Origin of the sequence: Micromonospora sp. DT178 (assembly GCF_049841695.1) — a bacterium.
GTDB lineage: Bacteria > Actinomycetota > Actinomycetes > Mycobacteriales > Micromonosporaceae > Micromonospora.
The window spans coordinates 129,183-155,772 of sequence record NZ_JBNCKV010000002.1; the positions used below are offsets into that span (position 1 = coordinate 129,183).

30 protein-coding genes are annotated in these 26,590 nt (G+C 73.2%); 16 read left to right on the forward strand and 14 right to left on the reverse strand.

The genetic code is table 11. The features are described 5' to 3' along the window. Positions 1 to 91 precede the first annotated feature (91 nt). Together ACLQ22_RS04340 and ACLQ22_RS04345 are read left to right on the forward strand one after the other, a co-directional pair. Positions 92 to 718, forward strand: coding sequence for a DUF47 domain-containing protein (locus tag ACLQ22_RS04340; RefSeq protein WP_088998168.1), 627 nt, complete (start codon positions 92 to 94; stop codon positions 716 to 718). Positions 719 to 722: 4 nt separating this feature from the next. Beyond that, a complete protein-coding gene (locus tag ACLQ22_RS04345) occupies positions 723 to 1,727 on the forward strand; it encodes an anion permease (protein WP_425691173.1) in 1,005 nt (334 codons plus the stop codon). Positions 1,728 to 1,779: 52 nt separating this feature from the next. Here ACLQ22_RS04345 and ACLQ22_RS04350 read toward each other — a convergent pair whose 3' ends face one another. Further along, on the reverse strand, positions 1,780 to 2,748 hold the full coding sequence (locus ACLQ22_RS04350; protein ID WP_366640033.1) for a Gfo/Idh/MocA family protein: 969 nt from the start codon (positions 2,746 to 2,748) through the stop codon (positions 1,780 to 1,782). Positions 2,749 to 2,819: 71 nt separating this feature from the next. Here ACLQ22_RS04350 and ACLQ22_RS04355 point away from each other — a divergent pair, with 71 nt between their 5' ends. Further along, positions 2,820 to 3,653 (forward strand): NUDIX hydrolase, encoded by an 834-nt coding sequence (locus ACLQ22_RS04355; protein ID WP_425691174.1) that lies wholly within the window; start codon positions 2,820 to 2,822, stop codon positions 3,651 to 3,653. A 34-nt stretch (positions 3,654 to 3,687) separates the two neighbouring features. Here ACLQ22_RS04355 and ACLQ22_RS04360 read toward each other — a convergent pair whose 3' ends face one another. From ACLQ22_RS04360 to ACLQ22_RS04395, 8 genes are all read right to left on the reverse strand, one after another. Next, positions 3,688 to 4,101: a VOC family protein gene (locus ACLQ22_RS04360; RefSeq protein ID WP_425691175.1), complete on the reverse strand. Its 414-nt coding sequence runs from the start codon at positions 4,099 to 4,101 to the stop codon at positions 3,688 to 3,690. A 143-nt stretch (positions 4,102 to 4,244) separates the two neighbouring features. Then, positions 4,245 to 5,021, reverse strand: coding sequence for a phosphate ABC transporter ATP-binding protein PstB (gene pstB, locus ACLQ22_RS04365; RefSeq protein WP_121400045.1), 777 nt, complete (start codon positions 5,019 to 5,021; stop codon positions 4,245 to 4,247). A 20-nt stretch (positions 5,022 to 5,041) separates the two neighbouring features. After that, a complete protein-coding gene (gene pstA / locus ACLQ22_RS04370; protein ID WP_425691176.1) occupies positions 5,042 to 6,130 on the reverse strand; it encodes a phosphate ABC transporter permease PstA in 1,089 nt (362 codons plus the stop codon). Further along, entirely contained in the window at positions 6,127 to 7,218 is a 1,092-nt protein-coding gene (gene pstC / locus ACLQ22_RS04375) for a phosphate ABC transporter permease subunit PstC (RefSeq protein WP_121400043.1), read from the reverse strand. The genes pstA and pstC overlap by 4 nt, the downstream gene beginning before the upstream one ends. A 51-nt stretch (positions 7,219 to 7,269) precedes the next feature. After that, entirely contained in the window at positions 7,270 to 8,373 is a 1,104-nt protein-coding gene (gene pstS / locus ACLQ22_RS04380) for a phosphate ABC transporter substrate-binding protein PstS (protein WP_425691177.1), read from the reverse strand. 274 nt (positions 8,374 to 8,647) lie between these two features. Next, complete coding sequence (gene mshD, locus ACLQ22_RS04385) at positions 8,648 to 9,574, reverse strand: mycothiol synthase (RefSeq protein ID WP_425691178.1); 927 nt, start codon at positions 9,572 to 9,574, stop codon at positions 8,648 to 8,650. A 112-nt stretch (positions 9,575 to 9,686) separates the two neighbouring features. Beyond that, positions 9,687 to 10,616: a polysaccharide deacetylase family protein gene (locus ACLQ22_RS04390; protein ID WP_425691469.1), complete on the reverse strand. Its 930-nt coding sequence runs from the start codon at positions 10,614 to 10,616 to the stop codon at positions 9,687 to 9,689. A 106-nt stretch (positions 10,617 to 10,722) separates the two neighbouring features. Further along, entirely contained in the window at positions 10,723 to 11,442 is a 720-nt protein-coding gene (locus ACLQ22_RS04395; RefSeq protein ID WP_425691179.1) for a winged helix-turn-helix transcriptional regulator, read from the reverse strand. 245 nt (positions 11,443 to 11,687) lie between these two features. On the opposite strand from ACLQ22_RS04395, the gene ACLQ22_RS04400 reads away from it, so the two are divergent. From ACLQ22_RS04400 to ACLQ22_RS04425, 6 genes are all read left to right on the forward strand, one after another. Further along, positions 11,688 to 12,749, forward strand: a complete 1,062-nt coding sequence (locus ACLQ22_RS04400; protein WP_425691180.1) for a hypothetical protein — start codon at positions 11,688 to 11,690, stop codon at positions 12,747 to 12,749. Between the two features lie 82 nt (positions 12,750 to 12,831). Then, positions 12,832 to 13,620: a DUF2993 domain-containing protein gene (locus tag ACLQ22_RS04405; protein ID WP_425691181.1), complete on the forward strand. Its 789-nt coding sequence runs from the start codon at positions 12,832 to 12,834 to the stop codon at positions 13,618 to 13,620. Between the two features lie 93 nt (positions 13,621 to 13,713). Then, complete coding sequence (locus tag ACLQ22_RS04410; RefSeq protein WP_311202345.1) at positions 13,714 to 13,791, forward strand: Ms5788A family Cys-rich leader peptide; 78 nt, start codon at positions 13,714 to 13,716, stop codon at positions 13,789 to 13,791. Positions 13,792 to 13,995: 204 nt separating this feature from the next. Next, complete coding sequence (locus tag ACLQ22_RS04415) at positions 13,996 to 14,844, forward strand: sulfurtransferase (protein ID WP_357874982.1); 849 nt, start codon at positions 13,996 to 13,998, stop codon at positions 14,842 to 14,844. 3 nt (positions 14,845 to 14,847) lie between these two features. Next, entirely contained in the window at positions 14,848 to 15,171 is a 324-nt protein-coding gene (locus ACLQ22_RS04420) for a DUF1416 domain-containing protein (RefSeq protein WP_132230747.1), read from the forward strand. 90 nt (positions 15,172 to 15,261) lie between these two features. Beyond that, complete coding sequence (locus tag ACLQ22_RS04425; protein WP_425691182.1) at positions 15,262 to 16,128, forward strand: hypothetical protein; 867 nt, start codon at positions 15,262 to 15,264, stop codon at positions 16,126 to 16,128. 7 nt (positions 16,129 to 16,135) lie between these two features. Here ACLQ22_RS04425 and ACLQ22_RS04430 read toward each other — a convergent pair whose 3' ends face one another. Genes ACLQ22_RS04430 through ACLQ22_RS04440 form a run of 3 tightly spaced genes read right to left on the reverse strand, consistent with a single transcriptional unit; the run spans position 16,136 to position 18,999 of the window. Then, positions 16,136 to 18,193: a glycogen debranching N-terminal domain-containing protein gene (locus ACLQ22_RS04430; RefSeq protein ID WP_425691183.1), complete on the reverse strand. Its 2,058-nt coding sequence runs from the start codon at positions 18,191 to 18,193 to the stop codon at positions 16,136 to 16,138. Next, entirely contained in the window at positions 18,190 to 18,570 is a 381-nt protein-coding gene (locus tag ACLQ22_RS04435; protein WP_425691184.1) for an SCP2 sterol-binding domain-containing protein, read from the reverse strand. Before ACLQ22_RS04435 ends, ACLQ22_RS04430 begins: the two co-directional genes overlap by 4 nt. Positions 18,571 to 18,624: 54 nt before the next feature. Next, positions 18,625 to 18,999, reverse strand: coding sequence for a DsrE family protein (locus ACLQ22_RS04440; protein ID WP_121400033.1), 375 nt, complete (start codon positions 18,997 to 18,999; stop codon positions 18,625 to 18,627). A 12-nt stretch (positions 19,000 to 19,011) separates the two neighbouring features. Between ACLQ22_RS04440 and mtfM the strand changes: the two genes are divergently transcribed. Beyond that, complete coding sequence (gene mtfM / locus ACLQ22_RS04445; protein ID WP_267897534.1) at positions 19,012 to 19,116, forward strand: small membrane protein MtfM; 105 nt, start codon at positions 19,012 to 19,014, stop codon at positions 19,114 to 19,116. Between the two features lie 55 nt (positions 19,117 to 19,171). Beyond that, positions 19,172 to 19,765, forward strand: a complete 594-nt coding sequence (locus tag ACLQ22_RS04450) for an FABP family protein (RefSeq protein WP_121400032.1) — start codon at positions 19,172 to 19,174, stop codon at positions 19,763 to 19,765. Positions 19,766 to 19,777: 12 nt separating this feature from the next. Here ACLQ22_RS04450 and ACLQ22_RS04455 read toward each other — a convergent pair whose 3' ends face one another. Next, positions 19,778 to 20,626, reverse strand: a complete 849-nt coding sequence (locus ACLQ22_RS04455) for an aminotransferase class IV (RefSeq protein WP_425691185.1) — start codon at positions 20,624 to 20,626, stop codon at positions 19,778 to 19,780. Between the two features lie 69 nt (positions 20,627 to 20,695). On the opposite strand from ACLQ22_RS04455, the gene ACLQ22_RS04460 reads away from it, so the two are divergent. The 4 genes from ACLQ22_RS04460 (at position 20,696) to ACLQ22_RS04475 (ending at position 24,224) form a co-directional block, all read left to right on the forward strand. Continuing rightward, the gene (locus ACLQ22_RS04460; protein WP_121400030.1) at positions 20,696 to 21,124 is read left to right on the forward strand and encodes a Fur family transcriptional regulator; all 429 of its coding nucleotides are present in this window, start codon (positions 20,696 to 20,698) and stop codon (positions 21,122 to 21,124) included. Continuing rightward, on the forward strand, positions 21,121 to 22,233 hold the full coding sequence (locus ACLQ22_RS04465) for a YgfZ/GcvT domain-containing protein (protein WP_425691186.1): 1,113 nt from the start codon (positions 21,121 to 21,123) through the stop codon (positions 22,231 to 22,233). Before ACLQ22_RS04460 ends, ACLQ22_RS04465 begins: the two co-directional genes overlap by 4 nt. A 92-nt stretch (positions 22,234 to 22,325) precedes the next feature. Beyond that, positions 22,326 to 23,168, forward strand: a complete 843-nt coding sequence (locus tag ACLQ22_RS04470) for a 3-keto-5-aminohexanoate cleavage protein (protein WP_425691187.1) — start codon at positions 22,326 to 22,328, stop codon at positions 23,166 to 23,168. 96 nt (positions 23,169 to 23,264) lie between these two features. Continuing rightward, positions 23,265 to 24,224, forward strand: a complete 960-nt coding sequence (locus tag ACLQ22_RS04475) for an asparaginase (RefSeq protein ID WP_425691188.1) — start codon at positions 23,265 to 23,267, stop codon at positions 24,222 to 24,224. Between the two features lie 73 nt (positions 24,225 to 24,297). Here ACLQ22_RS04475 and ACLQ22_RS04480 read toward each other — a convergent pair whose 3' ends face one another. Then, positions 24,298 to 25,095, reverse strand: coding sequence for an alpha/beta fold hydrolase (locus ACLQ22_RS04480; RefSeq protein ID WP_425691189.1), 798 nt, complete (start codon positions 25,093 to 25,095; stop codon positions 24,298 to 24,300). Between the two features lie 168 nt (positions 25,096 to 25,263). Here ACLQ22_RS04480 and ACLQ22_RS04485 point away from each other — a divergent pair, with 168 nt between their 5' ends. Further along, positions 25,264 to 26,520: an FUSC family protein gene (locus tag ACLQ22_RS04485; protein WP_425691190.1), complete on the forward strand. Its 1,257-nt coding sequence runs from the start codon at positions 25,264 to 25,266 to the stop codon at positions 26,518 to 26,520. Positions 26,521 to 26,590: the final 70 nt, after the last annotated feature.

Here is a 26,590-nt window from a genome sequence, read left to right on the forward strand (position 1 = left end):
GCAATTCCCGGTCCGGTCGTTTTCTAGCATTCCCAGGCGGGCACCCTCCGGGCGACCGCGACCCTTCCACCGACACGACGAGGTCCGTGCTGTGAAGTTTTCCTTCCGCCCGAACGAGGGCGCCTTCTACGAGCTCTTCACCAGGGCCGCGCAGAACCTGGTGAAGGGCACCGAGCTGCTCAACGAGCTGGCCCTCCCCGGGGTGGAGGTGCAGTCGGTCAGCGAGCGGCTCACCGAGGTGGAGCACGACAGCGATCAGATCACCCACGAGCTTTACAAGAAGATCAACTCAACCTTCATCACGCCGTTCGACCGGGAGGACATCTACCGGCTCGGGTCGCTGCTCGACGACGTGATGGACCACCTCGAGGCGGTCGGCAACCTGCTCTACCTCTACGGCCTGACCAAGCTCCCCTCGCTGCCCCGCGAGATGCACGAGATGGTCAACGTCCTGGACGCGCAGGCGAAGCTGACCGCCGACGCCATGCCGCGCCTGAAGTCGATGAAGGACCTCGAGGACTACTGGATCGAGTGCAACCGGCTGGAGAACGACGGCGACCAGGTGTACCGGATGCTGCTGGTCCGCCTCTTCTCCGGCGAGTACGACGCGCTGACGGTGCTGAAGATGAAGGAGGTCGCCGACGAGCTGGAGGCCGCCTGCGACGCCTTCGAGCACGTGGCCAACACCGTCGAGACCATCGCGGTCAAGGAGTCCTGATCCTGTGAGTCCCGAACTCATCGCCGTGCTGGCGGTGATCGCGGTGGCGTTGGCGTTCGACTACACCAACGGCTTCCACGACGCCGCCAACGCGATCGCGACCAGCATCTCCACGCGGGCGCTCACACCCCGGGTGGCCCTGGCCATGGCGGCGGTCGGCAACTTCATCGGCGCCCACTTCGGCGCCGAGGTGGCCAAGACCGTCGGCAGCGGCCTGGTGAAACTGCCCACCGGCACGTCGAGCCTCGGCATCGTCTTCGCCGGCGTGATCGGCGCGATCGTGTGGAACCTGGTCACCTGGTACTTCGGCCTGCCGTCGTCCTCGTCGCACGCGCTGATCGGCGGCCTGGTCGGCTCGACCGTCGCCGCGTCCGGCACGGTGCTCTGGACCGGCATCGGGGAGAGCGTGATCATCCCGATGATCCTCTCGCCGATGGTCGGCTTCGTGCTCGGCTACGTCGTCATGATCGCCGTGCAGTGGATCTTCCGGAAGGGGCACCCGGGCCGGCTCAACCGGGGCTTCCGCTGGGCGCAGACCGCGTCCGCCGCCGCCATGTCGGTGGGCCACGGCATGCAGGACGCCGCCAAGACCATCGGCATCGTGGTGCTCGCCCTCTACGTCGGCGGCTACCAGGACGACCCCAGCTTCATCCCGGAGTGGGCGTTCTGGACGTCGGCCGCCGTGCTCGCCGCCGGCACGTACGCCGGTGGCTGGCGGATCATCCGGACCCTGGGTCGTAAGATCATCGACCTCCGGCCGCCGGAGGGCTTCGCCGCCGAGGCCGTGGCCAGCGGCGTGCTCTACTTCAACGCGCTGGTCCTCGGCGCGCCGATCTCGACGACCCACACGATCACCTCGGCGATCATGGGCGTCGGCGCCACCAAGCGGCTCTCCGCCGTCCGGTGGGGCGTGGCCGGCAACATCGTCGGGGCGTGGATCCTCACCTTCCCGGCCGCCGGTTCCATCGGCGCCCTGATGTACTTCCTGTTCCGCCCCCTGTTCAGCTGACGTACGCGAAAGGGGCCCCTCGTCGACGAGGGGCCCCTTCTCCGTTCCTCCGTCAGGAGTAGGAGACGCCGATCTGGGCGCGGACGGTGTCGAGGAGCGCCATCACCTCCAGCGTGGCGGCGTGGGGGACCAGGGGGCTCTCCAGGAGGCCCTCGGCGAGGCAGCGCTGGACCTCGGCCGCCTCGTACTGGTAGCCGCCGCCGACCAGCTCGCCGGTGATCGTCTCCGGCTCGGCGCCGGCCCGGTGCAGGGTCAGCGAGCCGGGGCGGAAGAACGGCTCGGGCAGGTCGATCCGGCCGGTGGTGCCGGTGACCGAGGCGACCAGCGGGGGCGCGCCGACCATGCCGCAGCTGAGGGTGGCGACCGCGCCCGAGTCGTACCCGAGGACGATGCCGGTGTTCTCGTCCACCCCCTCCGGGCTCAGCTTCGCCCAGGACCGGACGTGGTCGGGCACGCCGAGCAGCAGGTGGGCCAGGCTGACGGGGTAGACGCCGAGGTCGAGCAGGGCGCCGCCGCCGAGCGTACGGGCCCGCATCCGGTGCTCCGGCGGGAACGGCCCCGCCACCCCGAAGTCGGCCCGGACGCCGGTCACCGTGCCGATCGCGCCGTCCGCGACCAGCGCGCAGAGCCGCCGGACGAGCGGGTTCGTCCGCATCCACATGGCCTCCATCAGGAAGACCCCGGCCGCGCGGGCGGTGTCCACCAGCTCGACGCTGGTCGCCAGGTCGAGGGTGAACGGCTTCTCCAGCAGCACCGCCCGGCCGGCCGCGAGGCAGGTCGTGGCCGCCTCGTGGTGCGCGGCGTGCGGGGTGGCGACGTAGACGACGTCCAGCTCGTCGTCCGCGGCGAGTTCCGCCCAGGAGGCGTACGCCCGCGGCACGCCGTGCCGGGCCGCGAACCGCTCCGCGCTCTCGGCGGTCCGCGAGCCGACCGCCGCGAGTTCGGCGCCCGGGACCAGGCGCAGGTCCTCGGCGAAACGGGCGGCGATGTTGCCGGTGGCCAGGATGCCCCATCGAGTCATGCCGGCCACGCTAGCGAAGATCACCCGACGGCGGCGGGGGCGATCCATCCGTCGGGAACTAGGCTCGGCGCATGACGATCGACGCCGACGGCTTCCCCGCACCCCCGGCGCTCGTGGAGCACGCCCGCCGCTTCCGCGCCGAGGGCGGCACCCCGGCGGCGCCCCGGGTCGCGTCCACCGTGCTGCTGCTCCGCCCCGCCGGCGACGACTTCGAGGTGTACCTGATCCGACGGGTCGCCGCGATGGCCTTCGGCGGGATGTACGCCTTCCCCGGCGGCGGGGTGGACCCCTCGGACTCGCAGGCGCACCTGGACTGGGCCGGCCCGACGCCGGCCGGGTGGGGTGAGCGGCTGGGGCTGACCCCCGAGGCCGCGCAGGCGGTCGTCTGTGCCGCCGCCCGGGAGGTCTTCGAGGAGGCCGGGGTCCTGCTCGCCGGCCCCGACGCGCAGACCGTGGTCGGCGACGTGAGCGGTGACGACTGGGAGGCCGACCGGGTGGCGCTGGAGCAGCGCCGGGGCGGCTTCGCGGACCTGCTCGCCCGGCGCGGGCTCACCCTCCGGTCGGATTTGCTGCTGCCGTGGAGCCGGTGGATCACGCCGGAGTTCGAGCCGCGCCGCTTCGACACGTACTTCTTCGTGGCCCTGCTGCCGGAGGGGCAGCGGACCCGGGACGTCTCCGGGGAGGCCGACCACACCCTGTGGGTCCACCCGGCGGACGCCCTGGCCCGGGCGGAGGCCGGCGAGCTGACCATGCTCCCGCCCACCCTGGTGAGCCTGGCCCAGGTGGCGGCCGGCGGCGACCTGGCCGGCGTCGCCCGCGCGGCGGCGACCCGGGACGCGGCCACCCCGGTCACGCCCCGCCTCGACGTGCCCGAGATCGGCGAGCCCCGGTTCGTGCTGGGCTGACTGTGGTCGCCTCGTGCGCGGAGGCCGGCGCGGCTCAGGCCACGAAGATGCAGAACGGGTGACCGGACGGGTCCGCGAACACGTACAACGGCTCGTCGGGGTCGTCGGTCCGGTCGAGCAGAAGCTCCGCGCCCAGGGCCTCCGCCCGCGCACGCTGCCTCTCCAGCTCGGACGCGTTCGAGACCGTGAAGTCGAGGTGCAACTGCATCGGCACGTCGTGCCGGGGCCAGGTGGTCCGGGGCAGGCGGTCGACGAGTTGGAAGGCGAGCTTGGCCGCTCCGTCGGAGTCTCTGAGCACGAGCCAGTCCCGGTCGTCGGCCGTCCCGTCCGTCGGTGGTTCGTCACCGGGTCGGTACCGCAGCCCGAGCAGCTGCCGGTAGAACTCGGCAAGCTCTCGCGGGTTCGTGCTGTCGAGCACGGTGTGCAGCAACCGGGGATATTCGGACATGCCCGTCCTCCGCATCGACCGTAGGCGTTTCCCGACTCTAAGGCAGATCCTGGGGCGCTGCCGGGTTGCCACGGCCCGGGTGCGGGAAGGGAAGGGCCCCTTCCCCGCAGGGAGAGCGGGAGAAGGGGCCACCGCCTCGCGGCTCAGCCGAAGCGGCCGGTGATGTAGTCCTCGGTCTTCTTCACGCCGGGGTTGCTGAAGATCTTCTGCGTGTTGTCGTACTCGATGAGGCGGCCCGGGTCGCCGGTCTTCTCGATGGAGAAGAAGGCGGTCCGGTCCGAGACGCGGGCGGCCTGCTGCATGTTGTGCGTGACGATGATGATGGTGAACTTGTCCTTGAGCTGGAACATCAGGTCCTCGATGGCCAGCGTGGAGATCGGGTCGAGCGCCGAGCAGGGCTCGTCCATCAGCACCACCTGCGGCTCGACGGCGATGGTCCGGGCGATGCAGAGCCGCTGCTGCTGACCGCCGGAGAGGCCGGCGCCGGGCTTGCCCAGCCGGTCCTTCACCTCGTCCCAGAGGTTGGCCGAGCGGAGCGCCCGCTCGGCCGCCTCCTCCAGGATCGACTTCCTGCGTACGCCGTTGAGCCGCAGCCCGGCCACCACGTTCTCGAAGATGCTCATGGTGGGGAACGGGTTCGGCCGCTGGAAGACCATGCCGATCATGCGCCGGACGGCGGTGACGTCCACGTCCCGGTCGTAGATGTCCTGGTCGTCGATGGTGAGGCTGCCCTCGACCCGGGCACCGGGGAGCACCTCGTGCATCCGGTTGATCGACCGCAGGAAGGTGGACTTGCCGCAGCCGGACGGGCCGATCAGGGCGGTCACCGTCTTCGGCTCGACCGTCAGGTTGATGTTCTCGATGGCCTTGAAGGCGCCGTAGTAGGCGGTGACGTTCGAGGCTTCGATGCGCTTGGCCATGGTGGTGGTACCTCCGGGGTTCATCGGCCGAGCCGGTTGCGACGGGCCAGCAGCTTCGCCGCGACGGTCAGGATCAGCACGAGGGCGACCAGGGTGAGTGCCGCCGTCCACGCCCGCGCCGGCGCGTACCGGGACGCGTCGCCGGCCTGCTGGTAGACGAAGAGGGCCAGCGACGACTGGTTGTTCTCGAACGGGTTGAAGTTGATCGCCGCGCCGCCGCCGGCGACGAGCAGCACCGGGGCGGTCTCGCCGGCCGCGCGGGCGATGGCGAGCATGACGCCGGTGACGATGCCCGGCAGGGCGGTCGGCAGTACGACCCGCAGGATGGTCTTCCACTTCGGCACGCCGAGGGCGTACGCCCCCTCGCGCAGCGGCGCCGGGACGAGACGCAGCATCTCCTCGGTGGAGCGGACCACGGTGGGCAGCATCAGCACGCTCAGCGCGAGCGCGGCGGCGAAGCCGGAGAAGCTGGGCCGCCCGTCGTTGAACCACGGCGAGACGATCAGCACCCAGAACGCCAGCACGAACAGGCCGGCGACGATCGACGGGATGCCCGTCATCACGTCGACGAAGAACCGGATCGCGGCGGCGAACCGGCCCCGGCCGTACTCGACGATGTAGATCGCGCAGAGGATGCCGAGCGGGACGGTGATCAGGGCGGCGATGCCGACCTGCTGGAGCGTGCCGACGATCGCGTGGTACGCGCCGCCGTTCGGGTCCCGCGCGCCGATGTTGTTCATCGAGGTGAGGAAGAAGTCGGCGTCCAGCCGCTCGGCGCCTTTGCTGACCAGCGTCCAGACCACCGAGGCCAGCGGCAGGACGGCCAGCACGAACGCGGAGTGGATCAGCGCGCTCCAGGTGCGGTTGCGGGCCGACCGCCGCCCCTCGACCCTGTTGGCGGCGGCGAACAGGCCGGCCAGGTAGAGCAGCGCGGCGACCACCACGACCAGCACCGGGCCGCCGGTGCCGGTGCCGTACACGAACGCGGCGGCGACCAGCAGGGCGGCTGCCGCGATGGCCGGCGCGGCGTACCTCGGCAGGCGCCGGGCCCGCAGCGTGGGCGGCTGGGCCGGCGGACGGGTGCGGTGCGACGTGAGAGTGGTGGTCATGCGGCCGACTCCGTGAACTCCCGGCGGCGGTGGATGATCGCCCGCGCCGTGATGTTGACGATCAGCGTGATGGCGAAGAGCACGAGGCCCGAGGCGATCAGCGCGCCCCGTCCCGTGTCGTTCGCCTCGCCGAACGTGTTGGCGATGTTGGCGGCGATGGTGTTGCCGCCGCTCTCGATGAGGTTGAACGAGATGTTGAAGGTGATGCCGAGGGTCATCGCCAGGGCGATGGTCTCGCCGAGCGCCCGGCCCAGGCCGAGCATCACCGCGGCGACGATGCCGGGGCGGCCGTACGGCAGCACCGCGGTGCGGATCATCTCCCAGCGGGTCGCGCCGAGGGCGAGGGCCGCCTCCTCGTTGGCGGTCGGGGTCTGCGTGAACACCTCGCGGGAGAGCGAGGTGATGATCGGCAGCACCATGATCGCCAGAACCAGCGCGCCCAGCATGATCGACTTACCGAACGGGCCGTCGCCGCCGAAGATCGGGATCCAGCCGAAGTACGTGTTCAGCCAGGCGGAGAAGTCCCGTACCGGGTTGATGAAGACGTCGCGGCCCCAGAGGCCGAAGACCACGCTCGGCACCGCGGCCAGCAGGTCGATCAGGAAGCCCAGCGTGGTGCCGAGCCGGCGCGGCGCGTAGTGGGACAGGTAGAGCGCGATGCCCAGGGCCACCGGCACCGCGATGAGCAGGGCCAGCGCGGAGCTGAGCACGGTGCCGAAGGCGAGCGCCCCGATGCCGAACTTCGGCTCCGCGTCGTTCGGGAACCAGCCCTCGAAGCTCCAGAAGCTCTCGGTGTTGGCCCGTAGCGCCGGCACCGCCTTGGCGACGAGGAAGACCGCGATCGCCGCGATGACGACCAGGACGGCGGTGCCGGCGGCGAGGGTGAGGGCGCGGAAGGCCCGTTCGGCGCCGAACGCCCGGGCCCGGGGCAGCGCGCCGCCGCCGCCCAGGCCGGCTCCGCCCGGTGTACGGGTGCTGACTGGTGCCTCGGCCGGACGCGCCGAGGCACCGGCGGGCCGGTCGTGACCTTCGGTCACGCGCGTCCCGCCGGTGCCGGCGTGGGCCGAGCGGTGAGGGGTTTCACCCATCTGCTCGCTCGCTTCGGGTTGAGGTGGTGGTGTCGGTGTCGGTGCGGCGGCTCAGGCGAGGTTCTTGACTGCGGCCTCGACCTTGGTGCGGACCGTCTCGGGCAGCGGGGCGTAGCCCAGCTCGGTCAGGTCGGCCTGGCCGGCGGTGCTCGCGGCGTGGCCGAGGAAGCCCTTGACCAGCGGGAGCTTGTCGGCGGCGAGGCCCTTGGTGCAGACGATCTCGTAGGTCACCAGGACGATCGGGTAGGCCCCGGCCTCCTTGGTGTTGTAGTCGATCTTCATCTTGAGGTCGTCGCCCTGGCCGACCACCTCGGCGCCGGCGATGGTCTTGCCGGCCGACTCGGCGGTCAGCTCGGCGAACTCGCCCGCGCCGTTGCCGACCTTCGCGGTCTTCAGGCCGCCGTTCTCGGCGTACGACCACTCGACGTAGCCGATGGTGCCGTCCTGGCCCTTGATCGCGCTGGCCACGCCGTCGGACTTCGCCGCGCCGGTGCCGCCCGGGGCCTTCCACTCCTTGGCCTTGCCGAAGGTCCAGTCGGCCGCGGCGGTCTTGGTGAGGAAGTCGGTGAAGTTGTCGGTGGTGCCGGAGGAGTCCGAGCGGTGCACCGCGTTGATGGTGGTCGACGGCAGCTTGGCGTCCGGGTTGTCGGCCTTGATCGCCGGGTCGTCCCACTTGGTCACCTTGCCGGCGAAGATCTTCGCCAGGGTGGCCGGCTTGAGCTGGAGGTTGTCCACGCCGCTGACGTTGTAGGCGATGGCGACCGGGCCGATCACCATCGGCAGGTTGATCGCGGCGCCGCCGACGCACTTGGCGTTGGCCTGCGGCTGCTCCTCCTCCTTGAGGGCGGAGTCCGAGCCGGCGAAGTCGGCGGTGCCGGCGATGAAGGCCTGGATGCCGGCGCCCGAGCCGGAGGGCTCGTAGTTGATCTTGGCTCCGGAGCACTTCTGCTGGTACGCCTTGATCCACTCGTCCATCGCGTTCTTCTGCGCCGACGAGCCCTGGGCGTTCAGCGTGCCGGTGGCGCAGTCGGCGGCGGCCGACCCGGAGGCGGAGGCGCTGCTCGCGGGCTCGTTGTTGTCCGAGCCGCATGCGCTGAGAGCGAGCGTCGCGGTAAGAGCGAGGCAGGCGAGGGTGCCGTGCCGCTGGAGCTTCACCTGAGAGGTTTCCCTTCACGTCTGACTTCGCCCCCGGATTTGGGCCCGGGGTACCGGCGCTCACCGGCTGACCCAAAAGTTAGGAGCGCCAGGTAGCCGGTTCGCCGGTCGGAAGTGAACGTGGAGTGAACAGGTGCGGCAGGGCAGGTGACCGCTCGCTGAGGGTGAGTTGTCCGTTAAGTGAACCCGGGTGCCGCTGTCGGAAGTATGAGGATTTTCCCGGGTCGGGCGGCGCGGGCCCGGGTCGCGACGACGACCCGGGCCCGCGCCGACGTCAGGCCGACTGGTAGTTGACGTGCGCTGACCAGCGGGCGAAGCCGAGCCGCTCGTAGAGCGCCACCGCGGCGACGTTCGACTCGTCGACGTAGAGCATGACCCGGTCCAGGTTTCGCCGGTCCCGCAGGTACGCCAGGCCGGCCGCGGTCAACGCCCGGCCCAGCCCGCCGCGGTGGGCCGACGGGTCCACGCCGAGGACGTAGACCTCGCCGATCCGGGCCGAGCCGGGTCGCTCGTGGACCTTCGTCCAGTGGAAGCCGAGCAGCCGACCGGTGGAGCCGTCGACGGCGAGCAGGAAGCCCTCCGGGTCGAACCACGGCTCGGCGAGGCGTACCCGCAGGTCGGCGGGGGACCAGCGACCCTGTTCCGGGTGCTCGGCGAAGGCCCGCGCGTTGAGCGCCAGCCACTCCTCGTCGTCGGCGCCGGGCCGGAACGCGCGCAGCGTCACCCCGTCCGGCAACGGATGGTCGGGGATCGGGGCGGTCAGCGGCCGGCGCAGCTGCCAGAGCACCCGGGCCCGGCGCAGGCCCAGGTCGACGCCGAGCGCGGCGGCCGAGGGGTGGTCGCCGTGCGCCCAGACCCGCAGCGGGCCGTCGGCCGCTGCCAGGACGCCCCGGGCCAGCGCCCGGCCCGTCCCGCGCCGCCGGTACGCCGGGTGCACCACCAGTTCCACCCCGATCCCCGCGCCGGGGTCGGTGGTGTCCAGGTGCGCGTACCCGGTCAGTGTGCCGTCGTCCGCCCGGGTGGTCAGGTGCACCGCGGGCGCGTCCGGGTCGCGCAGCCGGAGCAGGACGTGCTCGTCGAACGGGTCGGCCCCGTCCGCGTCGCCGGCGACCCGTGCGAGGGTCGTCACGTCGGCGATCTCCGTGGGGCTGAGGCGGTCGGCCCGGGTCACCCGGGCGCTGCTCGCTTCGGGGTTGCTCATGACGTCACCGTAGTCCGGTCGACCCCCGGCGCCGCCGCGCTCGTCGGCCGCCGGGGCGGTGCGGGGGTCGCCCGCGCCGGACCGCCCCTGGTCGCGCCGTCCGCCGGCCGGCTCACGTCGCCCCGTCGGGCAGGGCCTCCACCTCGAACCGGCTGGTCAGGTCGGGCAGGATGCGGTGCAGGGCGTCCACGGTGCCCTGCCGGTCGCCGCCGGCGTCGTGCAGCAGCACGACCGAGCCGGGTACGACACCCGCCACGACCGTCGCCGCGATCCGGGCGGCTCCCGGCACCTCCCAGTCCTCCGGGTCCACGGTCCAGTGCAGCGGCGTCATGCCGAGCTCGTGGGACACCGACACCACCTGGCCCGTCCACGCGCCGCCGGGCTGCCGGTAGTACGCGATCGGCACGTCGGGCACCGCCGCCCGGATCGCCTCGCTGGTGCGCAGCAGGTCCGCCCGGATGGCGGCCGGCGACCGCCGGCCGAGTTCGACGTCGTGGTTCCAGCTGTGGTTGCACAGGGTGTGCCCGCCGGTCACGATGGCCCGGATCAGGTCCGGGTGGCGCTGCGCGTTCTCGCCGACCACGCAGAAGGTGGCCCGCACCTGGTGCTCGCGGAGCAGGGCGAGCACCTGCGGCGTGTACAGCGGGTCCGGCCCGTCGTCGAAGGTCAGCGCGACCAGCGAGGTGCCGCTGGTCGTCTGCGTGCCGAACGGCCCGTCGGCCGGTCCCGGCGACGGCGTGCCGTCGGGGCTGGCGCCGCCGTCCTGCCCGGCCTCCGCCGGGCTGGTGCTCGGCTCACCCTGCGGGGTGTGGCGCGGAGCGTCCTTTGTCGGGGGCTGGTCGGCGTAGTGGGGGCCGGTGGCGCTGGTGGTCACGCTGGACCGGGACGTCGGCGGGTCGGGGACCAGGCTGCGCCCGAGGGCGTACGCGGAACCGAGCAGCGCGGCGACCACCAGCGTGACGAGACCGATGGTGCGCGCGGCCGAGGGATCCCGGATCAGTGGGCCCGTTCGTGTCGATCCGCCGCCGCCCCCGTGGTCGATACGCACTCCGCCGCCCCCTTTTGTCGCAAACCCGGCAGTCAGAATAGAACCGACGAGCAGCACAAAAGGGGCATATGCGAAACCGTCCCGCGAGGGAACGGGAAAGTCAGACCGGCAGGGGCACGTGCTCGCTCTCCGGCAGGGACCGCGAGGGCGGTACGACGAACTTGTAACCCACCTGCCGCACCGTGCCGATCATCGACTCGTACTCGGAGCCGAGCTTGGCGCGCAGCCGCCGGACGTGCACGTCGACGGTGCGGGTGCCGCCGAAGTAGTCGTAGCCCCACACCTCGCGCAGGAGCTGGTCGCGGGTGAACACCCGGCCCGGGTGCTGGGCCAGGAACTTCAGCAGCTCGAACTCCTTGTAGGTGAGGTCGAGCGGCCGGCCCTTGAGCTTCGCGGCATAGGTGTCGGGGTCGATCGTCAGCTCGCCGGCGCGGATCGAGCCGCCGGCCCCGGAGGTGGCGTTGCTCAGCCGCCCGACGGCGAGCCGCAGCCGGGCCTCCACCTCGGCCGGCCCGGCGGTGGCGAGGATGACGTCGTCGACGCCCCAGTCGGCGTTGAGCGCGATCAGGCCGGCCTCGGTGACCACCGCGACCAGCGGCACCCCGAGCCCGGTGGCGTGCAGCATCCGGCAGGTCGCCCGTGCCTCGCTCAGCTCGGAGCGGGCGTCGACCAGCACCGCGTCCGGACTGGGGCCGGCGACCAGGGTGCGGACGTCGCGTGGCGCGGTGCGGACCGAGTGCGGCAGCAGGTCGAGCGCCGGCAGCACTGCGGATGGTTCGCCTGCGCGCGCGGTCACCAGCAGCAGGATCTCCACGATCACCTCCGTCCCGGCGGCCGTCGGCCGCGCGCGACCAGCGCACTCCGTGGCGGGGTGTGACGCTGATGAACTTGCGTGGTCCCGGCGTCGCTGACGGGGCGGGTAACGGCTTGAGCGTAACCGATCACCCCGGTCGCGCCTCCGCGTCCTTTCCCGTTTGCCCGGCTTGCCCCTGATCGTGCCCCAGGTTTTAACGTTGCCGAAACCGTGACCCCCGCGTCGGCCGGCGGGTCTGGCACGATCGGGGCGTGTTTCCCTCCAGCTCGCCCGAGGCCGGCCGCGACCAGTGGCCCGACGGGCCCCGCCCCGGGCCGTCCGGCCCGTCCCGTGGCCAGCCGCCGGCGCCGCGCACCGGGCCGGCCCCAGACGACGACGGCGAGCGCCGGGAGCGCAGCGGCCCGCGTCGCGCCCGGCGGGCCGGTGAGCCCGCCCGCCGGCCCGACGACGAGCCGGACGACGAGCCGGACGAGGAACCGGTCGAGCCGGTCGAGGTGCGCCGCCCGCTGGCGCTGACCGTCGCCGGGTTCGCCGCGCTGCTCGGGGTGGGTCTGGTGCTCGGGGCGCAGACCTCCGGCCCGGGGCACCGGCTGCCCTTCGCGTTCGTCATCTTCGGCGTGCAGTTGCTCTTCGTGCTGGCCTGGACGATGGCCATGCGGCCGCCCGCGCTGCTGCTGGTGGCCGCGGTCAGCGTCGGCGCCGCGGTGGCGGCCGACACCGCGGCCGTGCAGACGGACGTCGCCGGCCTGGCGCCGCTGGGCTACGTCGCGGCCGGCGGCTTCGCCCTGGGGGTGCTCGGCCAGCTCGTCCGGCGGGTCGACCGGGTGCGGGTGACCGACTCCCTCGGCAGCACCCTGCTGATCGTGGTCGGCGTCGTCGCCTTCGCCACCCTGATCGTGCTCAGCCGGATCCCGGCGGGCACCCAGGCCATCACGGTGTGCCTCACCGCCAGCGCGGTCGCGCTCACCGTCGCCCGGCTGACCGACGCGTTCGCGCCGTGGCCGCGGCTGGCCCCCCAGGTGCCCCGGGGCGCGGCCGGCGTGGTCGCCGGCGCGATGGTCGGCACGCTGGTCAGCGCCCTCCTCGGCAGCTACCTGGTGACGCCCTTCACCCCGACCCGCGCCGCGATCATCGGGCTGGTCGCGGCGGTCACCGCCGTGCTGGCCGACCTCGCCGTCGGGTACGCCGAGGCGGGCCGGCTGATGGCGGGGGAGCCGCCGACCATGTGGGTGGCCCGGCACATGCAGGGGCCCCTCGGTGGCTTCGCCCTGGCCGCGCCGGCCGCGTACGCCATGTGCAAGCTCGTTCTCTGACGCGGCGATTGAGTTTTTCCCCGATCGGGTACCACCGGTGGGCCGCTCCGCGGCACCCTCGGCACTGACGACAGGAGGCGGCGTGGCGCACGACGACACGTACGAGGAGCGGCCCCGGCGACGCGGGCGCAAGGTGCTCATCACGCTCGTCGTGCTGCTGCTGGTCCTGGGCGGCCTGATCGTGGCAGCCGACCGGATCGCCGTCGGGGTGGCCGAGCGGGCCATCGCCGACCAGGTCCGGCAGGAGATCGCCAAGCAGGGGGCACAGTCCTCGCCGCCGGAGGTGGAGGTCGGCGGGGTCCCGTTCCTCACCCAGGTGCTCGACGGCCGCTACGAGCGCATCTCCATCGCGCTGCGCGACGTGCAGGGCTCGGTGCGGGGCGACGCGGTCGCGCTGCCGAAGCTCGACGTGGACGCCCGCAACGTGCGCGCCTCGCTCGACACCATCCGTTCGGGGCAGGGTGACGTGGTCGCCGAGACGGTCGACGGGACGGGCACCATCAGCTACGACAGCCTCGCCAAGCTGCTCGACCGGCCGGGGCTGACCCTCGGCGAGCAGAACGGCCGGCTGGCCGTCACCGCCCCGGTCGACATCCTCGGTCAGCGGCTCACCGTGACCGGCACCGCCGAGATCACGGTCGGCAAGGAGGGGCAGGTGGCGCTGCGCTTCAACGACCTGAACGCCGACGGCCTGCCGAACCTGCCGCTGGCCCGGACGCTGCTGAACAACTACGCCCGCAGCATCTCCATCGACGTGCCCCTGCCCGAGCTGCCGTTCCAGCTCGCTGTCCGGGAGGTCCGGCCGCTGCCCGAGGGGCTGGCCGTCACCGCGGACGCCAGGAACGTGCCGATCAACTCCGCCGCCGGCTGATCCGACGGGCGCGGGGCGGGTGCCCGCCCCGCGCGTCCCGGATGCTGGTCGGCCCGCTGGTGCCCCGCCCCCCGGCTGGTAGGCTCCCTGCTCATGGGGACGCTCCTCACCAAACGGCGCGCGGTCGACCTGTGCCGCGTGGCCACCTGCCTGTGTCGCCCCGTCATCTGACGGCGGGGCTGTCCTCGGCCGCCTAGCGGCCACCGGCACGCAGGGGCTTTTTTCGTCTCCGTGCTCTCTTTCAACGCCCGGCAGCGGCGCCGTCGCACGAACCCGTGATCCGTCCATACGGTGGATCCCGCGCGTGGTGCGATCGTCATGACTTTCGATGCCCTCGTGCTGGTTCACCATTCATCCTCACCAGGGAGTGATCTGATGAGTCGCGACACCGCACTCGTCTCGGCCGAATGGGCCGAGAAGAACCTCGACGCCCCGGGCGTCGTCTTCGTCGAGGTCGACGAGGACACCTCGGCCTACGACACCGGCCACATCGCCGGCGCGATCAAGCTGGACTGGAAGACCGACCTCCAGGACCAGGTGCGCCGGGACTTCGTCAACAAGAGCCAGTTCGAGGCGCTGCTCTCCGAGCGGGGCATCAGCAACGACGACACCGTCATCCTCTACGGCGGCAACAACAACTGGTTCGCCGCGTACGCGTACTGGTACTTCAAGCTCTACGGCCACCGCGACGTGAAGCTGCTCGACGGCGGTCGCAAGAAGTGGGAGCTCGACGCCCGTCCGCTGGTCACCGACGCGGTGACCCGCCCGGCGACGCAGTACGTGGCGCAGGAGCCGGACACCTCGATCCGGGCCTTCCGCGACGAGGTCGTGGCCGCCATCGGCACCAAGAACCTGGTCGACGTGCGCAGCCCCGACGAGTTCGCCGGCCGGCTGCTCGCCCCCGCCCACCTGCCGCAGGAGCAGGCGCAGCGGGCCGGACACATCCCCACGGCGATCAGCGTGCCGTGGTCCAAGGCGGCCAACGAGGACGGCACCTTCAAGTCCGACGACGAGCTGCGCAAGATCTACGCCGACGCCGGGCTGGACGACAGCCGCGAGACCATCGCGTACTGCCGGATCGGCGAGCGCTCCTCGCACTCGTGGTTCGTGCTCCAGGAGCTGCTCGGCCACCGCAACGTGAAGAACTACGACGGATCCTGGACCGAGTACGGCTCGCTGGTCGGCGTGCCGGTCGCGCTCGGCGACGAGCCCGGGGAGGCCTGAGTCATGACCGCACCCACCGCTGCCGGCTGCGCAGCCCCCGACCAGGCCGCCCCGCTGCCCGCGAGCCTGGACCTGGAGAAGGAAACCGTGATCACCGGCGTCGTCCGGTCCGACGCGGGCGAGGCCGTCCCGGGCGCGTACGTCCGGCTGCTCGACTCGACCGGCGAGTTCACCGCCGAGGTGGTGACCTCGCCGGCCGGCCAGTTCCGGTTCTTCGCCGCGCCGGGTGCCTGGACCCTGCGGGCGCTCTCCCGGCACGGCAACGGCGACACCGCCGTGACCGCCGCGCGCGGCATCAACGAGGTCGCCGTCACGGTCGCCTCCTGACCCCCCACGCCCCGGCTCGGTTCGTGGCCCGTCCCCTGCACAGGTGGCGGGCCACGACCGTCTCCGGGCCCGGCCGACCGGCGTGACACGATGGCCCCCGTGAACGGCGTGGAAGCGGCGGGGCAGGCCCCGCCAACCGGGACCGGTCGGCCGGCGTCCTCCGGGCGGCGGTGGCGCTGGCTGCTCGCCGCCACGGTGGCGTGGGCGGTGCTGCTGGCGGCGCTGACCTGGACGTCGGTGCGCAACGATCCGCCGACGGTCCGGGAGCAGCGCACCCTGACCGAGGCCGGCCCGCTCGTCGACCGCGCGGTCGGCGCACTGGTCGCGGCGGCCGGCGACACCGCCGTGCTGACCCCGCCCGAGGTCGACCGGGGCTGCCGCGTCACCCCGTTCGCCGACGGCGCCACCCTGACCCGCGGGGTGGACGTGTTCGTTCCCAGCGGCCTGGAGCGGTCGCTGCTGGAGCGGGTCGCCGACCGACTCCCCGAGGGCTGGCGGGCCGGGGTCCGGGTGACGGCGGAGGACGGCCCCCGGCTGCGCGCCGACGCGGGCGAGTTCGTCACCGTCTCCGGCGGGGTCGCGGCGGACGGCCTCGTCCGGCTGACCGCAGACACGGGCTGCCGGCCGGTCGGCGACGGCTACACCGCGCCGGCGGTCGGCGCCGACGGCGCCGAGGCCGAGGCCCTGGCCGCGGCGCTGCGGGCGCTCGGCGGCCCGCCCGGGTCGGCCGCCGAGGTGGTCGTCGCGCCGTGCCCCACCGGCGGCACGGCCCGCACCGCCCGCGTCGCCGCCATCCCGGCCCCGCCGTCGCCGGCCGACGCGCTCGCCTCCGTGGCCCGCGTCCCGATGCTGGACACCGCGCAGGCGTACGCCTACCGGCGCGGCGCCGCCATGGTCGTCGCCGACCTCTCGGGCGACCAGGTCGTCGTCTCGGTCAACACCGGCTGCCCCGCCTGAGAAGGGGTCAGCGGCTGCGCGGATGGTCGTGCGGGGTGCGGCTGCGGCCCAGGGCGTCGACCCGGCCCCAGCGGCCGGGGATGTCGAGCAGCTCGATCCGCCCCATCCCCTCGGGCACGGCGGGGTCGATGATCAGGTGGTCGCCCTGCGGCTCCAGCCCCAGCATCACCCGGAGCAGCAACAGCGGCGTGCCGGCCGACCAGGCCTGCGGGCTGCACGCGGTGGGGTACTCCACCGGATACTCGGTGAGGGCCCGCTCGTAGCCGGCGAAGGCCTCCGGCAGCCGCCCGTCGAAGAACCGGGACGCGGCCAGCATCGCGTCGCAGATCTGCCCGGCCTCCTTGCGGAACCCGTACCGCCACAGCCCCCAGGCGATGATCGAGTTGTCGAACGGCCACACCGTCCCGACGTGATAGCCGACGGGATTGTACCGCCCCTGGTCGTCGGCGAGGGTCCGGACGCCCCAACCGGAGTAGAGCCGCGGCCCCAGCAGGTGCTCGGCGATCCGGCCGGCCCGCGACTCGTCGACGATGCCGCTCCACAGCAGGTGCCCGATGTTAGAGGTGAGGGCGTCCACCTGCCGGCCGTCGGCGTCCAGGGCGAGCGCGTAGTACTCCCGCTCCGGGATCCAGAAGTCCCGGTTGAACCGCATCTTCAGCTCCGCCGCCTCCCGCTCCAGCCGGTCGGCGTACGCGGGGTCGCCCCAGAATTCGCGGGCCAGTCGGGCCCCGCGGATCTTCGCGTCGTACGCGTAGCCCTGAAGTTCGCAGGTGGCGCGGGGGAAGCCGGGGAACCGGCCGTCGCGGTACGAGATCGCGTCCCAGGAGTCCTTCCAGCACTGGTTCGCCAACCCGCTGTCCGGGTTGCGGGTCTGGTACCAGAGGTAGCCGGTGCCGAGCAGGTCCCCGTACGTGTCGATCCAGGCGAGGGCGGCCCGGGCCTGGGCCTCCAGGCCCCGTACCAGCTTGTCGTTGCCGGTCCACCGCTCGTACTCGTCGAGCAGGATGACGAACAGCGGCGTCGAGTCGGCCGAGCCGTAGTACGGCGAGTGGGGCTGTTCCTCGAAGCCCGCCGTCTCGCCGTAGCGCAGCTCGTGCAGGATCTTGCCCGGCTCCTCGTCCCGGAAGTCGTCGATCCGGTGCCCCTGGAGGCCGGCCAGCATCATGAGGGTCGGCGGGATCAGCTCCGGCAGGAAGGGCACCAGCTGGAGTGAGGTGATGATGCTGTCCCGGCCGAACAGGGTCATGAACCACGGCAGGCCGGCGGCCAGCAGGCGCACGCCGAGGGTGATCGACTCGTAGCGCAGCGCCGCCAGGTCGTTGAGGCTCTGCCGGTACGCCCCGGCCAGCGGCTGGCAGTCGCAGCCGAGCTTCGGCGCCCGGGCGACGAGTTCGTCCTGCTCGGCCCGGATCGCGTCCGGGCCGCGACTGCCTCCGTACTGCGGCAGGTTGGCCCGGATGTCCTCGCCGCGCGCGCCGTAGACGACGGTCGACACGTGCAGCCGGGTCGTCCACTCGCCGCGCGGGCCGACCCGGACCCGGTAGGTCATGCCGGAGACCTCGATCTGCGCGGGCGCGCTGGTGCTGATGACCGTCTCCCGGTGGAACCGCTCCCGGCGGTAGGCCAGCCGCAGCTCGTTGTCGCCGACGGTGGCGGTGGTGTGGCCCTGTTTGTGTCGGACGTGCTTGATCTCGAACAGGTCCGCGAAGTCGGCGGCCATGTCGAGGTGGACGACGAACTCCACCTCCTCCCCGGAGTGGTTCAGCAGCGTCAGTTCCTCCTCGAAGCTGCCGCCGATGGCCCGGCTCCGGATCATCGAGACCTTCGCGTCCAGGTAGTGCGTCGGCTCGCCGGGGACGAGGAAGAACCGGGTGCGGAAGGACTCCGCCGTGTCGACGGAGAGGGCGTGCAGCCGTTCGCCGTCGAGGGTCAGCAGCCAGGTGGACAGGTGCCGGGTGTCGAACGAGAAGAGCCCGGTCGGGAAGTCGAGGGACGGCTCGATGTCGCCGCGGTTGTCGCTGACCAGGAAGGTGTTGCCGTCCAGGATGCTGACCAGTTGCTTCACCGCAGTCGCCCGGCCTGTTCACGGGCGACCGTGCGGGGGTCCCGGGTGCCGGGCGGGTCGGGGAAGAACCGGTGGAACAGCAGGAAGAGCACGACGTCGCCGCTGAAGCTGCTCTCGTTGCGCAGCACCGACGAGATCGCCTGGGCCCGGCCGGTGACGAGCCGGTCGAACAGGTCCACGCTGGTGTACCAGATCGCGTCGGCGGGGCCCCGGTTGCGGCTGACCTCGACCTCGCCCGGGCGGAGGTGCACCAGCCAGTGCACCGTCTGGCCGTCCTCCGCGAGGTCGATCTGCATCGTCCCGCTGACCGGACTGACCAGCACCTCGGGGGCGCGCGCCGGCAGTGATTCGAAGAATCGCTCCGTCGCCTCGGTCACACCCGAATCGTAGGCATTCGCCTGACCTGTCGGGCCGGTATCAGTGGGCGGCGGTCAGTAGACCAGGGCCTGGGCCCCTTCGGCCGTCGCCTCCTCGACGAAGACCGCGGCGCCGGCGATGCGGACGCCCGGCAGCACGTCGTCCGGCCCGATGTCCCGCCGGGCGGCGCACTGCGTGCAGGCGGTCACCGTGCCGGTGGTCAGGATCACGTGCAGCAGCTCGGCGAGCGGGGCCGAGTGCGGCAGCTCGAACTCCTGCGCGCGGCCGGGCAGCGCGAACCAGGTCGACTCCCCGGTCAGCCAGAGCGACACGTGCAGGCCGGCGGCGGCTGCGGTGGCGGCGACGGTGAATGCCTGGGCGCACCGCTCCGGGGCGTCCGCGCCGGCGGTGGCCTTGACGACGAGAGTGCGGGCCATGGGGCCCAGCATAGGATGGTCACGATGGTTACCGAGATCGGGTTCGTCAGCCTGCTGGTCGCCGGCCTGGGCGCGCTCGCCGGTGGCCTGGTCTACCTGGCCGTACGCATATCGAGAGGACGCTGGTGAGCGCGAGGAGTGAGCCGGGTCTGCGAGCCCCGCAGTCGCGAACGAAGGTGGCCTGGTGAGCGACGAGAACCCCCTGCAGCCACCGCCGTGGCTGAACGCGCCGCCGGTCGACCCGTACCCCTACGAGGAGAGCCACGACCTGCGCGTCGGCCCGAAGCTGCACCCCACGCTCGACGGCCTGCTGCCGTACGTCGGGGTGTGGCGCGGCCGGGGGCGGGGCGGCTTCCCCACCATCGAGGACTTCGACTTCGCGCAGGAGATCCGGATCAGCCACGACGGCCGGCCGTTCCTGTTCTACGAGTCCCGCGCCTGGATCCTCGACGAGCAGAGCCGCCCGGTCCGCCCGGCGGGTCGCGAGGTCGGCTGGTGGCGGCCGGTGATGGACGGCGACCGGGCCACCGACGAGCTGGAAGCGCTGATGACCGTGCCCACCGGGGTGATGGAGCTGCACATCGGCAAGCGCAAGGGCACACAGATCGAGTTCGTCACCGACGCGGTGGTCCGCACGGCGACCGCCAAGGAGGTCACCGCCGGTCACCGCCTCTTCGGCATCGTCGAGGGCGCCCTGCTCTACGCCCAGGAGATGGCGGCCGTGGGCCATCCCCTCTCCCCCCATCTCTCCGCCCGCCTCACCCGGGTGGCCGGCTGACCCTCCCCGGGGTCACGGGCGGGGAAAGCCCAGGAGCGCCTGGAGGGCGGGGGTACGCGCGCAGCGGCGCAGCGGGACGGCGTCCAGGGTGCGGATCTCCGCGAGGCCACGGACGGACGAGCTGAGCCAGACGCCGTCGGCGGTACGCAGCTCGGCCGGGGTGACCAGGCGCTCCTCGGCGCGCAGGCCCAGCTCGTGGGCGTGGCCGAGGAGCCAGCCGGCGGTCACGCCCGGCAGGATGCCGGTCTCGGCGGCGGGCACGGTGCAGAGGGTGTCGCCGGTCAGCCAGATCAGGTTGGCCGTGGGCCCCTCCAGCGCGTACCCGTCAGAGGAGACCCAGAGCGCGTCGTCCACGCCGGCACGGGCGACCCAGCGGCGGGCGGCGGTGCTCACCGCGTACGAGGTGGACTTGACGCCGACCGGCAGCCAGTCGAGTTCGGCGCGGGCCCGCGCCGCGACGCCGAGCGGCAGGGTCGCCACGGTGATCCCGTCCCGGCGCGCCGCCCGGGCCGCCGCCGGCACCTCGCCCAGCGTGGCGTAGCCGGTGGGTGGGCCGCCGCCCTCCGGGCCCCGGGTGCAGACCAGCCGCAGCGCCCCCTCCACCTCGGCGGGCCAGCCGGCGCGCACGGCGTCCAGCAGTTCGACCAGCACGTCGGCGGCGGGCAGCGCCAGCTCGACGGCCGCCGCCGCCCGGGCGAGCCGGGCCAGGTGCGCGTCGCGCAGCCACGGCCGCCCGTCGCGCAGGTGCATCGTCTCGAAGAGCCCGTCGCCGTGCAGCACGCCCCGGTCGTCGCCGCGCAGCACCGGCTCCCCGGGCGGCACCAGCCCGCGCCCCGGCACGGCGATCCTCGACGCCACCATGACCGCCGAGCCTAGCGGCGGACCGGTCGACACCGGCGGCGCGTGGGCGGGGCGAACTATGATCGGACGGTGTCCGAATCCTCCCTCGCGGAAATGCTCCGCGCCCGTGGGCTCCGGCTGACGGCGCAACGGCAGTTGATCCTCCAGGCCGTGCTGGAGTTGGGGCACGCCACCCCGGAGCAGGTGCACACCGCCGTCCGGGAAGTGGCCGCGGGGGTCAACATCACCACCATCTACCGCACGCTGGAGCTGCTGGAACGGCTCGGCCTGGTCACCCACACCCATCTCTCGCACGGCTCGCCGACCTACCACGCGGCCGGTGAGGACCAGCACGTCCACCTTGTCTGCCGGGACTGCGGCGCGATCGATGAGATCGATCCGGAGCTGCTGCGCCCGCTGGCCGAGCAGTTGGCGAGCCAGCGCGGGTTCCGGGTGGACATCGGCCACGTCTCGTTCTTCGGCGTCTGCGTCCGCTGCGAGAACGGGGACCGGAAATGATCGACATCGCGGGTGCGGTGAGCGTCGAGAGCATCGACGAGGCCAGCCGGGACCAGCCCGAGCCGGCGCACGCGGCGGCCGGCGTGCGGGGCGTGGCGGCGCACTACGGCGACCCGATGCGCGAGCAGCGCACCCTCGACACGGCGGTCGGCCTGGTCGACCGGTCGCACCGGGGCGTCGTCGCGGTGCCGGGCGAGGAGCGGATCGGCTGGCTGCACACCCTCACCAGCCAGCACCTGGCGCAGCTCGGTGCCGGCCAGGGCACCGAGCTGCTGGTGCTCTCCCCGCACGGGCACGTCGAACAGCACGCCATGGTCGCCGAGGACGGCGTCACCACCTGGCTCGACACCGAGCCGGGCGCCACCGCGGGCCTGCTGGCGTACCTGGAGCGGATGCGGTTCTTCAGCAAGGTCGAGCCGCGCGACGTGACGCCCGAGCATGCGCTGCTCTCCCTGGTCGGGCCGGAGGCGCCCGCCGCGGTGGAGACGCTCGGCGCGACCGGGCTGGCCGCGCCCGACGTGGTCGCGGTGCCGGGCCCGAAGTTCCGCTCCGGCGAGCTGCCGCCACGGCCGACCGCGCTGTACGACGTGCGCCCGCTGCCCGTGGGCGGCTGGGCCCGCCGGGGCCCGCTCGGCGTGGACCTGCTGGTGCCCCGGGCCGCGATGGAGCAGGTGGTCATCGAGCTGCGGGGCAACGGGGTGCCGGTCGCCGGCCTGTGGGCGTACGAGGCGGTGCGGGTGGCCGCCCGGCGGGCCCGGGTCGGGGTGGACACCGACCACCGGACGATCCCGGCCGAGGTGGACCTGGTCGCCCCGGCCGTGCATCTGGACAAGGGCTGCTACCGGGGCCAGGAGACCGTGGCCCGGGTGCACAACATGGGCCGACCGCCGCGTCGGCTCGTACTGCTGCACCTGGACGGGGTGACCACCGACCAGCCGCCGGTCGCCGGCACGCCGGTGACCCTCGACGGCCGGGCGGTCGGCTTCGTCGGCACGGCCGTGCACCACCACGAGCTGGGCCAGGTCGCCCTGGCCGTGGTCAAGCGCAACGTCGCCGACGACGCCCGCCTCCTCATCGGCGAGACCGCCGCCGCGATCGATCCGGCCTGACCGCCCGTCGGCGAAAGAATCTCTGCTCCGCGGGGCTGAGGCCGGAAAAGTTCCGGTCGACTGGCTCGCCGGCCTCGGTCTAGGATCCGGGCATGACGACAGGGACGTTGATCACGGTTGCCCCCACTGGCGCGGAGTCGGCCAAGGCCGAGGTGCCGGCCCTGCCGGTGACGCTCGACGAGCTGCTGCTCACCGCCAAGGAGTGCGAGGCGCTCGGCGCCGCCGTGATCCACGTCCACATCCGCGACGACGAGGCGAAGCCCACCCTGGACCAGGGGCGGCTGCGGGAGACCGTGGCGGCGCTGCGGGAGGGCACGGACCTGATCGTGCAGCTCTCCTCGGGCGGTGCGGTGACCGACCCGGAGGCCGACCGGCTCGCCGTGCTCGACGCCGGGCCGGACATGGCCTCCTGCACCATGGGCACGCTCAACTTCGGCGACGACGTCTTCCTCAACCGGTGGGAGTTCATCGTCGACCTGCACACCCGGATGCAGGAGCGCGGCATCGTGCCCGAGTACGAGATCTTCGACCTCGGCCACCTGACGGCCCTGCAACGGCTGCTCGGCAAGTACGGCCTGCCGGCCGGCGGGCACGTGCACGTCGACTTCGTGATGGGCGTGCCGGGCGGCATGCCGGGCAACACGGCCACGCTGGTCGCCGCCCACCAGGCGCTGCGCGACCTGCCCGAGGGCACCACCTTCTCGGCCACCGGCATCGGCCGCAGCACCATCCCGGTCATGCTGGCCTCGCTCTCGGCCGGCGGGCACCTGCGGGTCGGCATGGAGGACACGGTGACCTACGCCAAGGGCCGCCCGGTCGAGTCCAACATGCAGCTCGTCGCCCGGGCGGTCGGCTTCGCCCAGCTCGCCCAGCGGCCGCCGCTGACCACCGCCGAGGCGCGCGGTCTGCTCGGCGTGCCCGCCGCCGGCCGGTAAGCGGCGGCCTGGGCCGGCGCTGCTGTACACCGGCTCGTCGACGGCCTGCTCACCCGCCCGCCGGGCCCGGTCGGCGGTGCCGGTACCGTCCACCCTGTGGGAAAGACGTACGAGGGCGGCGCGCCGCTCGCCGAGGTGGTCCGGTCGGGGTTCGTCGAGGGCGTGCACCGGGGTTCGGTGGTGGTGCTCGACGCCTCCGGTGCGACGGTGGCCGGCGCCGGGGACGTGACCTCCCCGGTCTTCCCGCGCTCGTCCAACAAGCCGATGCAGGCGGTCGGGATGCTCCGCGCCGGGCTGGCGCTGACCGACCCCGCCGACGTGGCGCTGGTCTCGGCCAGCCACGCCGGTGAGGACTTCCACCTGGCCCGGGTCGGGGCGCTGCTGGCCCGCGCCGGGCTGGACGAGTCGGCCCTGCACTGCCCGCCGGACCTGCCCGTGGGCGACGAGGCCCGGACGGCCGTGCTGCGGGCCGGCGGCGGACCCACCCGTACGCAGATGAACTGCTCCGGCAAGCACAGCGGGATGCTGCTGACCTGCCTGGCCGCCGGCTGGCCGCTCGACGGGTACTGGCGTCCGGAACACCCGTTGCAGCAGCGGCTGCGGGACGCGGTGGAGGAGTTCACCGGCGAGTCGGCCGCGGCGGTCGGGGTGGACGGCTGCGGCGCCCCGGTGCTCGCCGTATCGCTGACCGGGCTCGCCGGGGCGTACCTCCGGCTCGTCTCGGCGGAGCCGGGTTCCGTGCCGCGGACGGTGGCCGACGCGATGCGCGCCCACCCGGACCTGGTCGGCGGCACCCGGGCCGAGGACAGCCGGCTCATGCGCGGGGTGCCCGGGCTGCTCGCCAAGGTGGGGGCCGAGGGGGTCATGGCCGTGGCGGTGCCCGAAGTCGGCGCGGTCGCCCTAAAGATCGACGACGGCGCGGGCCGCGCCCGGATGCCGGTGCTGGTCTCCGCCCTGCGCCGCCTCGGGCTGGACGCGCCGGTGCTGACCGAGTACGCCGAGCTGCCGCTCTTCGGCGGCGGCCTGCCGGTCGGCGCCGTCCGGCCCCTCTGGTAGCCACCCCGCCCGGCGCCCGGGGCCGTCGGCACCGGTGAGGTGCCCGTTCGGCCGGGGCGTCGGGCGGCCCGTGTCAGGGGAGGAAGTCGAGCAGGGCGGCGTTGACCGGGGCGGGGCGCTCCAGCGGCATCAGGTGGCCGGCGTCGGGCACGTCGGGCAGTCGGGTCGCGTCGGGCGCCTCGGCGGCGATCCGGTCGGCGAGCCGGCTGATGTCGGGCACGTCCGCGCCGCCGGCACCGACCAGGAGGGGCATCCGCAGCTCGTGGAGGCGGCCGATCGCGGGCGGGTCGAGTTCGGCGACGTCGACCGCGCTGAGCGCCAGCTCCGCGGCGAGCGCCCGCTGGTCCATCTCGCGGGCGAAGGCGAGCAGTTCCGGGTCGACGTCGGCGGGCTCGCGGCCCGGGCCGACCACCCAGAACCGCACCTCGCCGGCGGCGCTGGCGGCGAAGTCCTCCGGGTCGACCTCCCCGACCAGGCTGTCCCAGAGGTCGTTCGCCTCCTCCGACCATTCGTGGCCCGAGGCGGCGGTGCCGAGGAGTGCGAGCGCGGTGACCCGCTCCGGGTGGGCCAGCGCGGTGTCGATCGCCACGGCGCCGCCGAACGAGCAGCCGACCAGGGCGGCCCGGGGGATGTCGAGCGCGTCGAGCAGCCCGGCCACGTCGTCGTGGTGGGCGAACGGGGCCGGCGGCAGCTCGGAGTCCCCGTAGCCGCGCAGGTCGAGGGCGATCACCCGGTGCCGCGCGGCCAGCGGGCCGACCTGCTCCCGCCACATCCGGCGGTCGGCGATGCCGGCGTGCAGCAGGACGACGGGTGTGCCGCTGCCGGTGTCGTCGTACGCGAGCAGGGCGCCGTTCACCTCGATCTTGGTCACTGCGGAAAGGTACGCACCGGGCGACCCGGGACGCAACCGCGCGGAGGAGAAGGCGGGCGCCTTCCCGCCCGGCGCATCGCCGTCCGTCGACGCGGCGGTGCGCGATCCGCACCGCCGCCGTGCGGACGTCCCGGCGTTTGTCCGACCGGCGGCGGGGTAGTTGCGGGCATGCGGGGGCCGGAGCGAACCACGGGTGATCCGGCCCGGCGTGGCCCGGACGACCGGGTCGACATGGCGCTGATGTCCCTGCGGCGGTCCAGCCCACAGACGGCCCGCGACCGGCTGGTGAAGCTGCGGCTGAGTCTCCTGCTCGCCGTCCAGACCGGTGTCGCCGCCGCGCTCGCCTGGTGGATCGCCAACGACCTGCTCGACAATCCCCAGCCGGTCTTCGCGCCTGCCGTTGCGGTGGGCGCGGTCGCCAGCTCCGTCGGCCACCGCCTCCGTCGCACGCTGTTCCTGGTGGCCGGGGTGGCGGTCGGGATCACCGTGGGCGACCTGCTCGTCGCCGCCGTCGGCAGTGGCCACGTGCAGATCGGGGTGATCGTCGCCGTCTCCATCCTGCTGGCCGTGGTCCTCAGCGGCGGCGAGGGCGGCTTCATCACTCAGGCCGGCGGTAGCGCGATGGTCGTCGCCGTGCTGGCTCCCGCCTCCAACGACCTGGCCCTGCCACGCTTCATCGACGGGGTCGTCGGAGGCGGGGTCGGCGTCCTCGTGTCGCTGATCCTTCTGCCGTTGCACCCGATCCATCGGCTGAAGAAGGCCGCGGAGCCCCTGTTGGCACTGCTCGCACAGGAGATCGGCAACGCCGCCGACGCGCTGGCCGCCAGGGACGCCCGACTGGCGAAGGTGTCGCTCGACCGGCTGCGCGCCGCGGACCTGACGGACGTCGAAACGATCCTCGGCGCGGCCGACGAGGTCGTGCGGATCTCGCCGATACGGCGGCACAACCGCTCCGCGTTGCAGGGCTGGCAGCGGGGCGCCGGCCTGATGATGCGGTCGCTCGTGCAGAGTCGTCCGCTCATGGTGGCCCTGGAGACGGCGATCCGCCACGACGAACCGCTACCCGACACCCTCGAACGCGCGCTCCGCGACCTGTCCACAGCCGTCGCCCAGGTGCATCACAGTTTCGCTCCCAGCCGCCGCCAACCCACCGGTTCCCGGCGTGCCGCGCTCAGCGCCATCCGGCTCGCCCACGACGCCCTCACCGGCGGACTGCGCCTGAACGGCACGAACGTCGCCGCCCAGATCAAGATCATCGCCGTGAACACCCTCCGCGCGACCGGCCTGAGCAAGGCCGACGCCGAAGAGCTCGAACGCGAGGTCGCGCCCGATCCCGCCGCGCAGGCCCGGAGCGGGGCCGGCGCGACCGCCGGCGACGAGGGCGCGCACGCCGTCGGTGACGGGCCCGGGCGCGCGGACTCCTGACCCTGGGGCGGGTGCGGATGAGACTTCGCTAACTCTGGTTAGCATTTTGCTTGCAGCAGCTAGCAGGGCG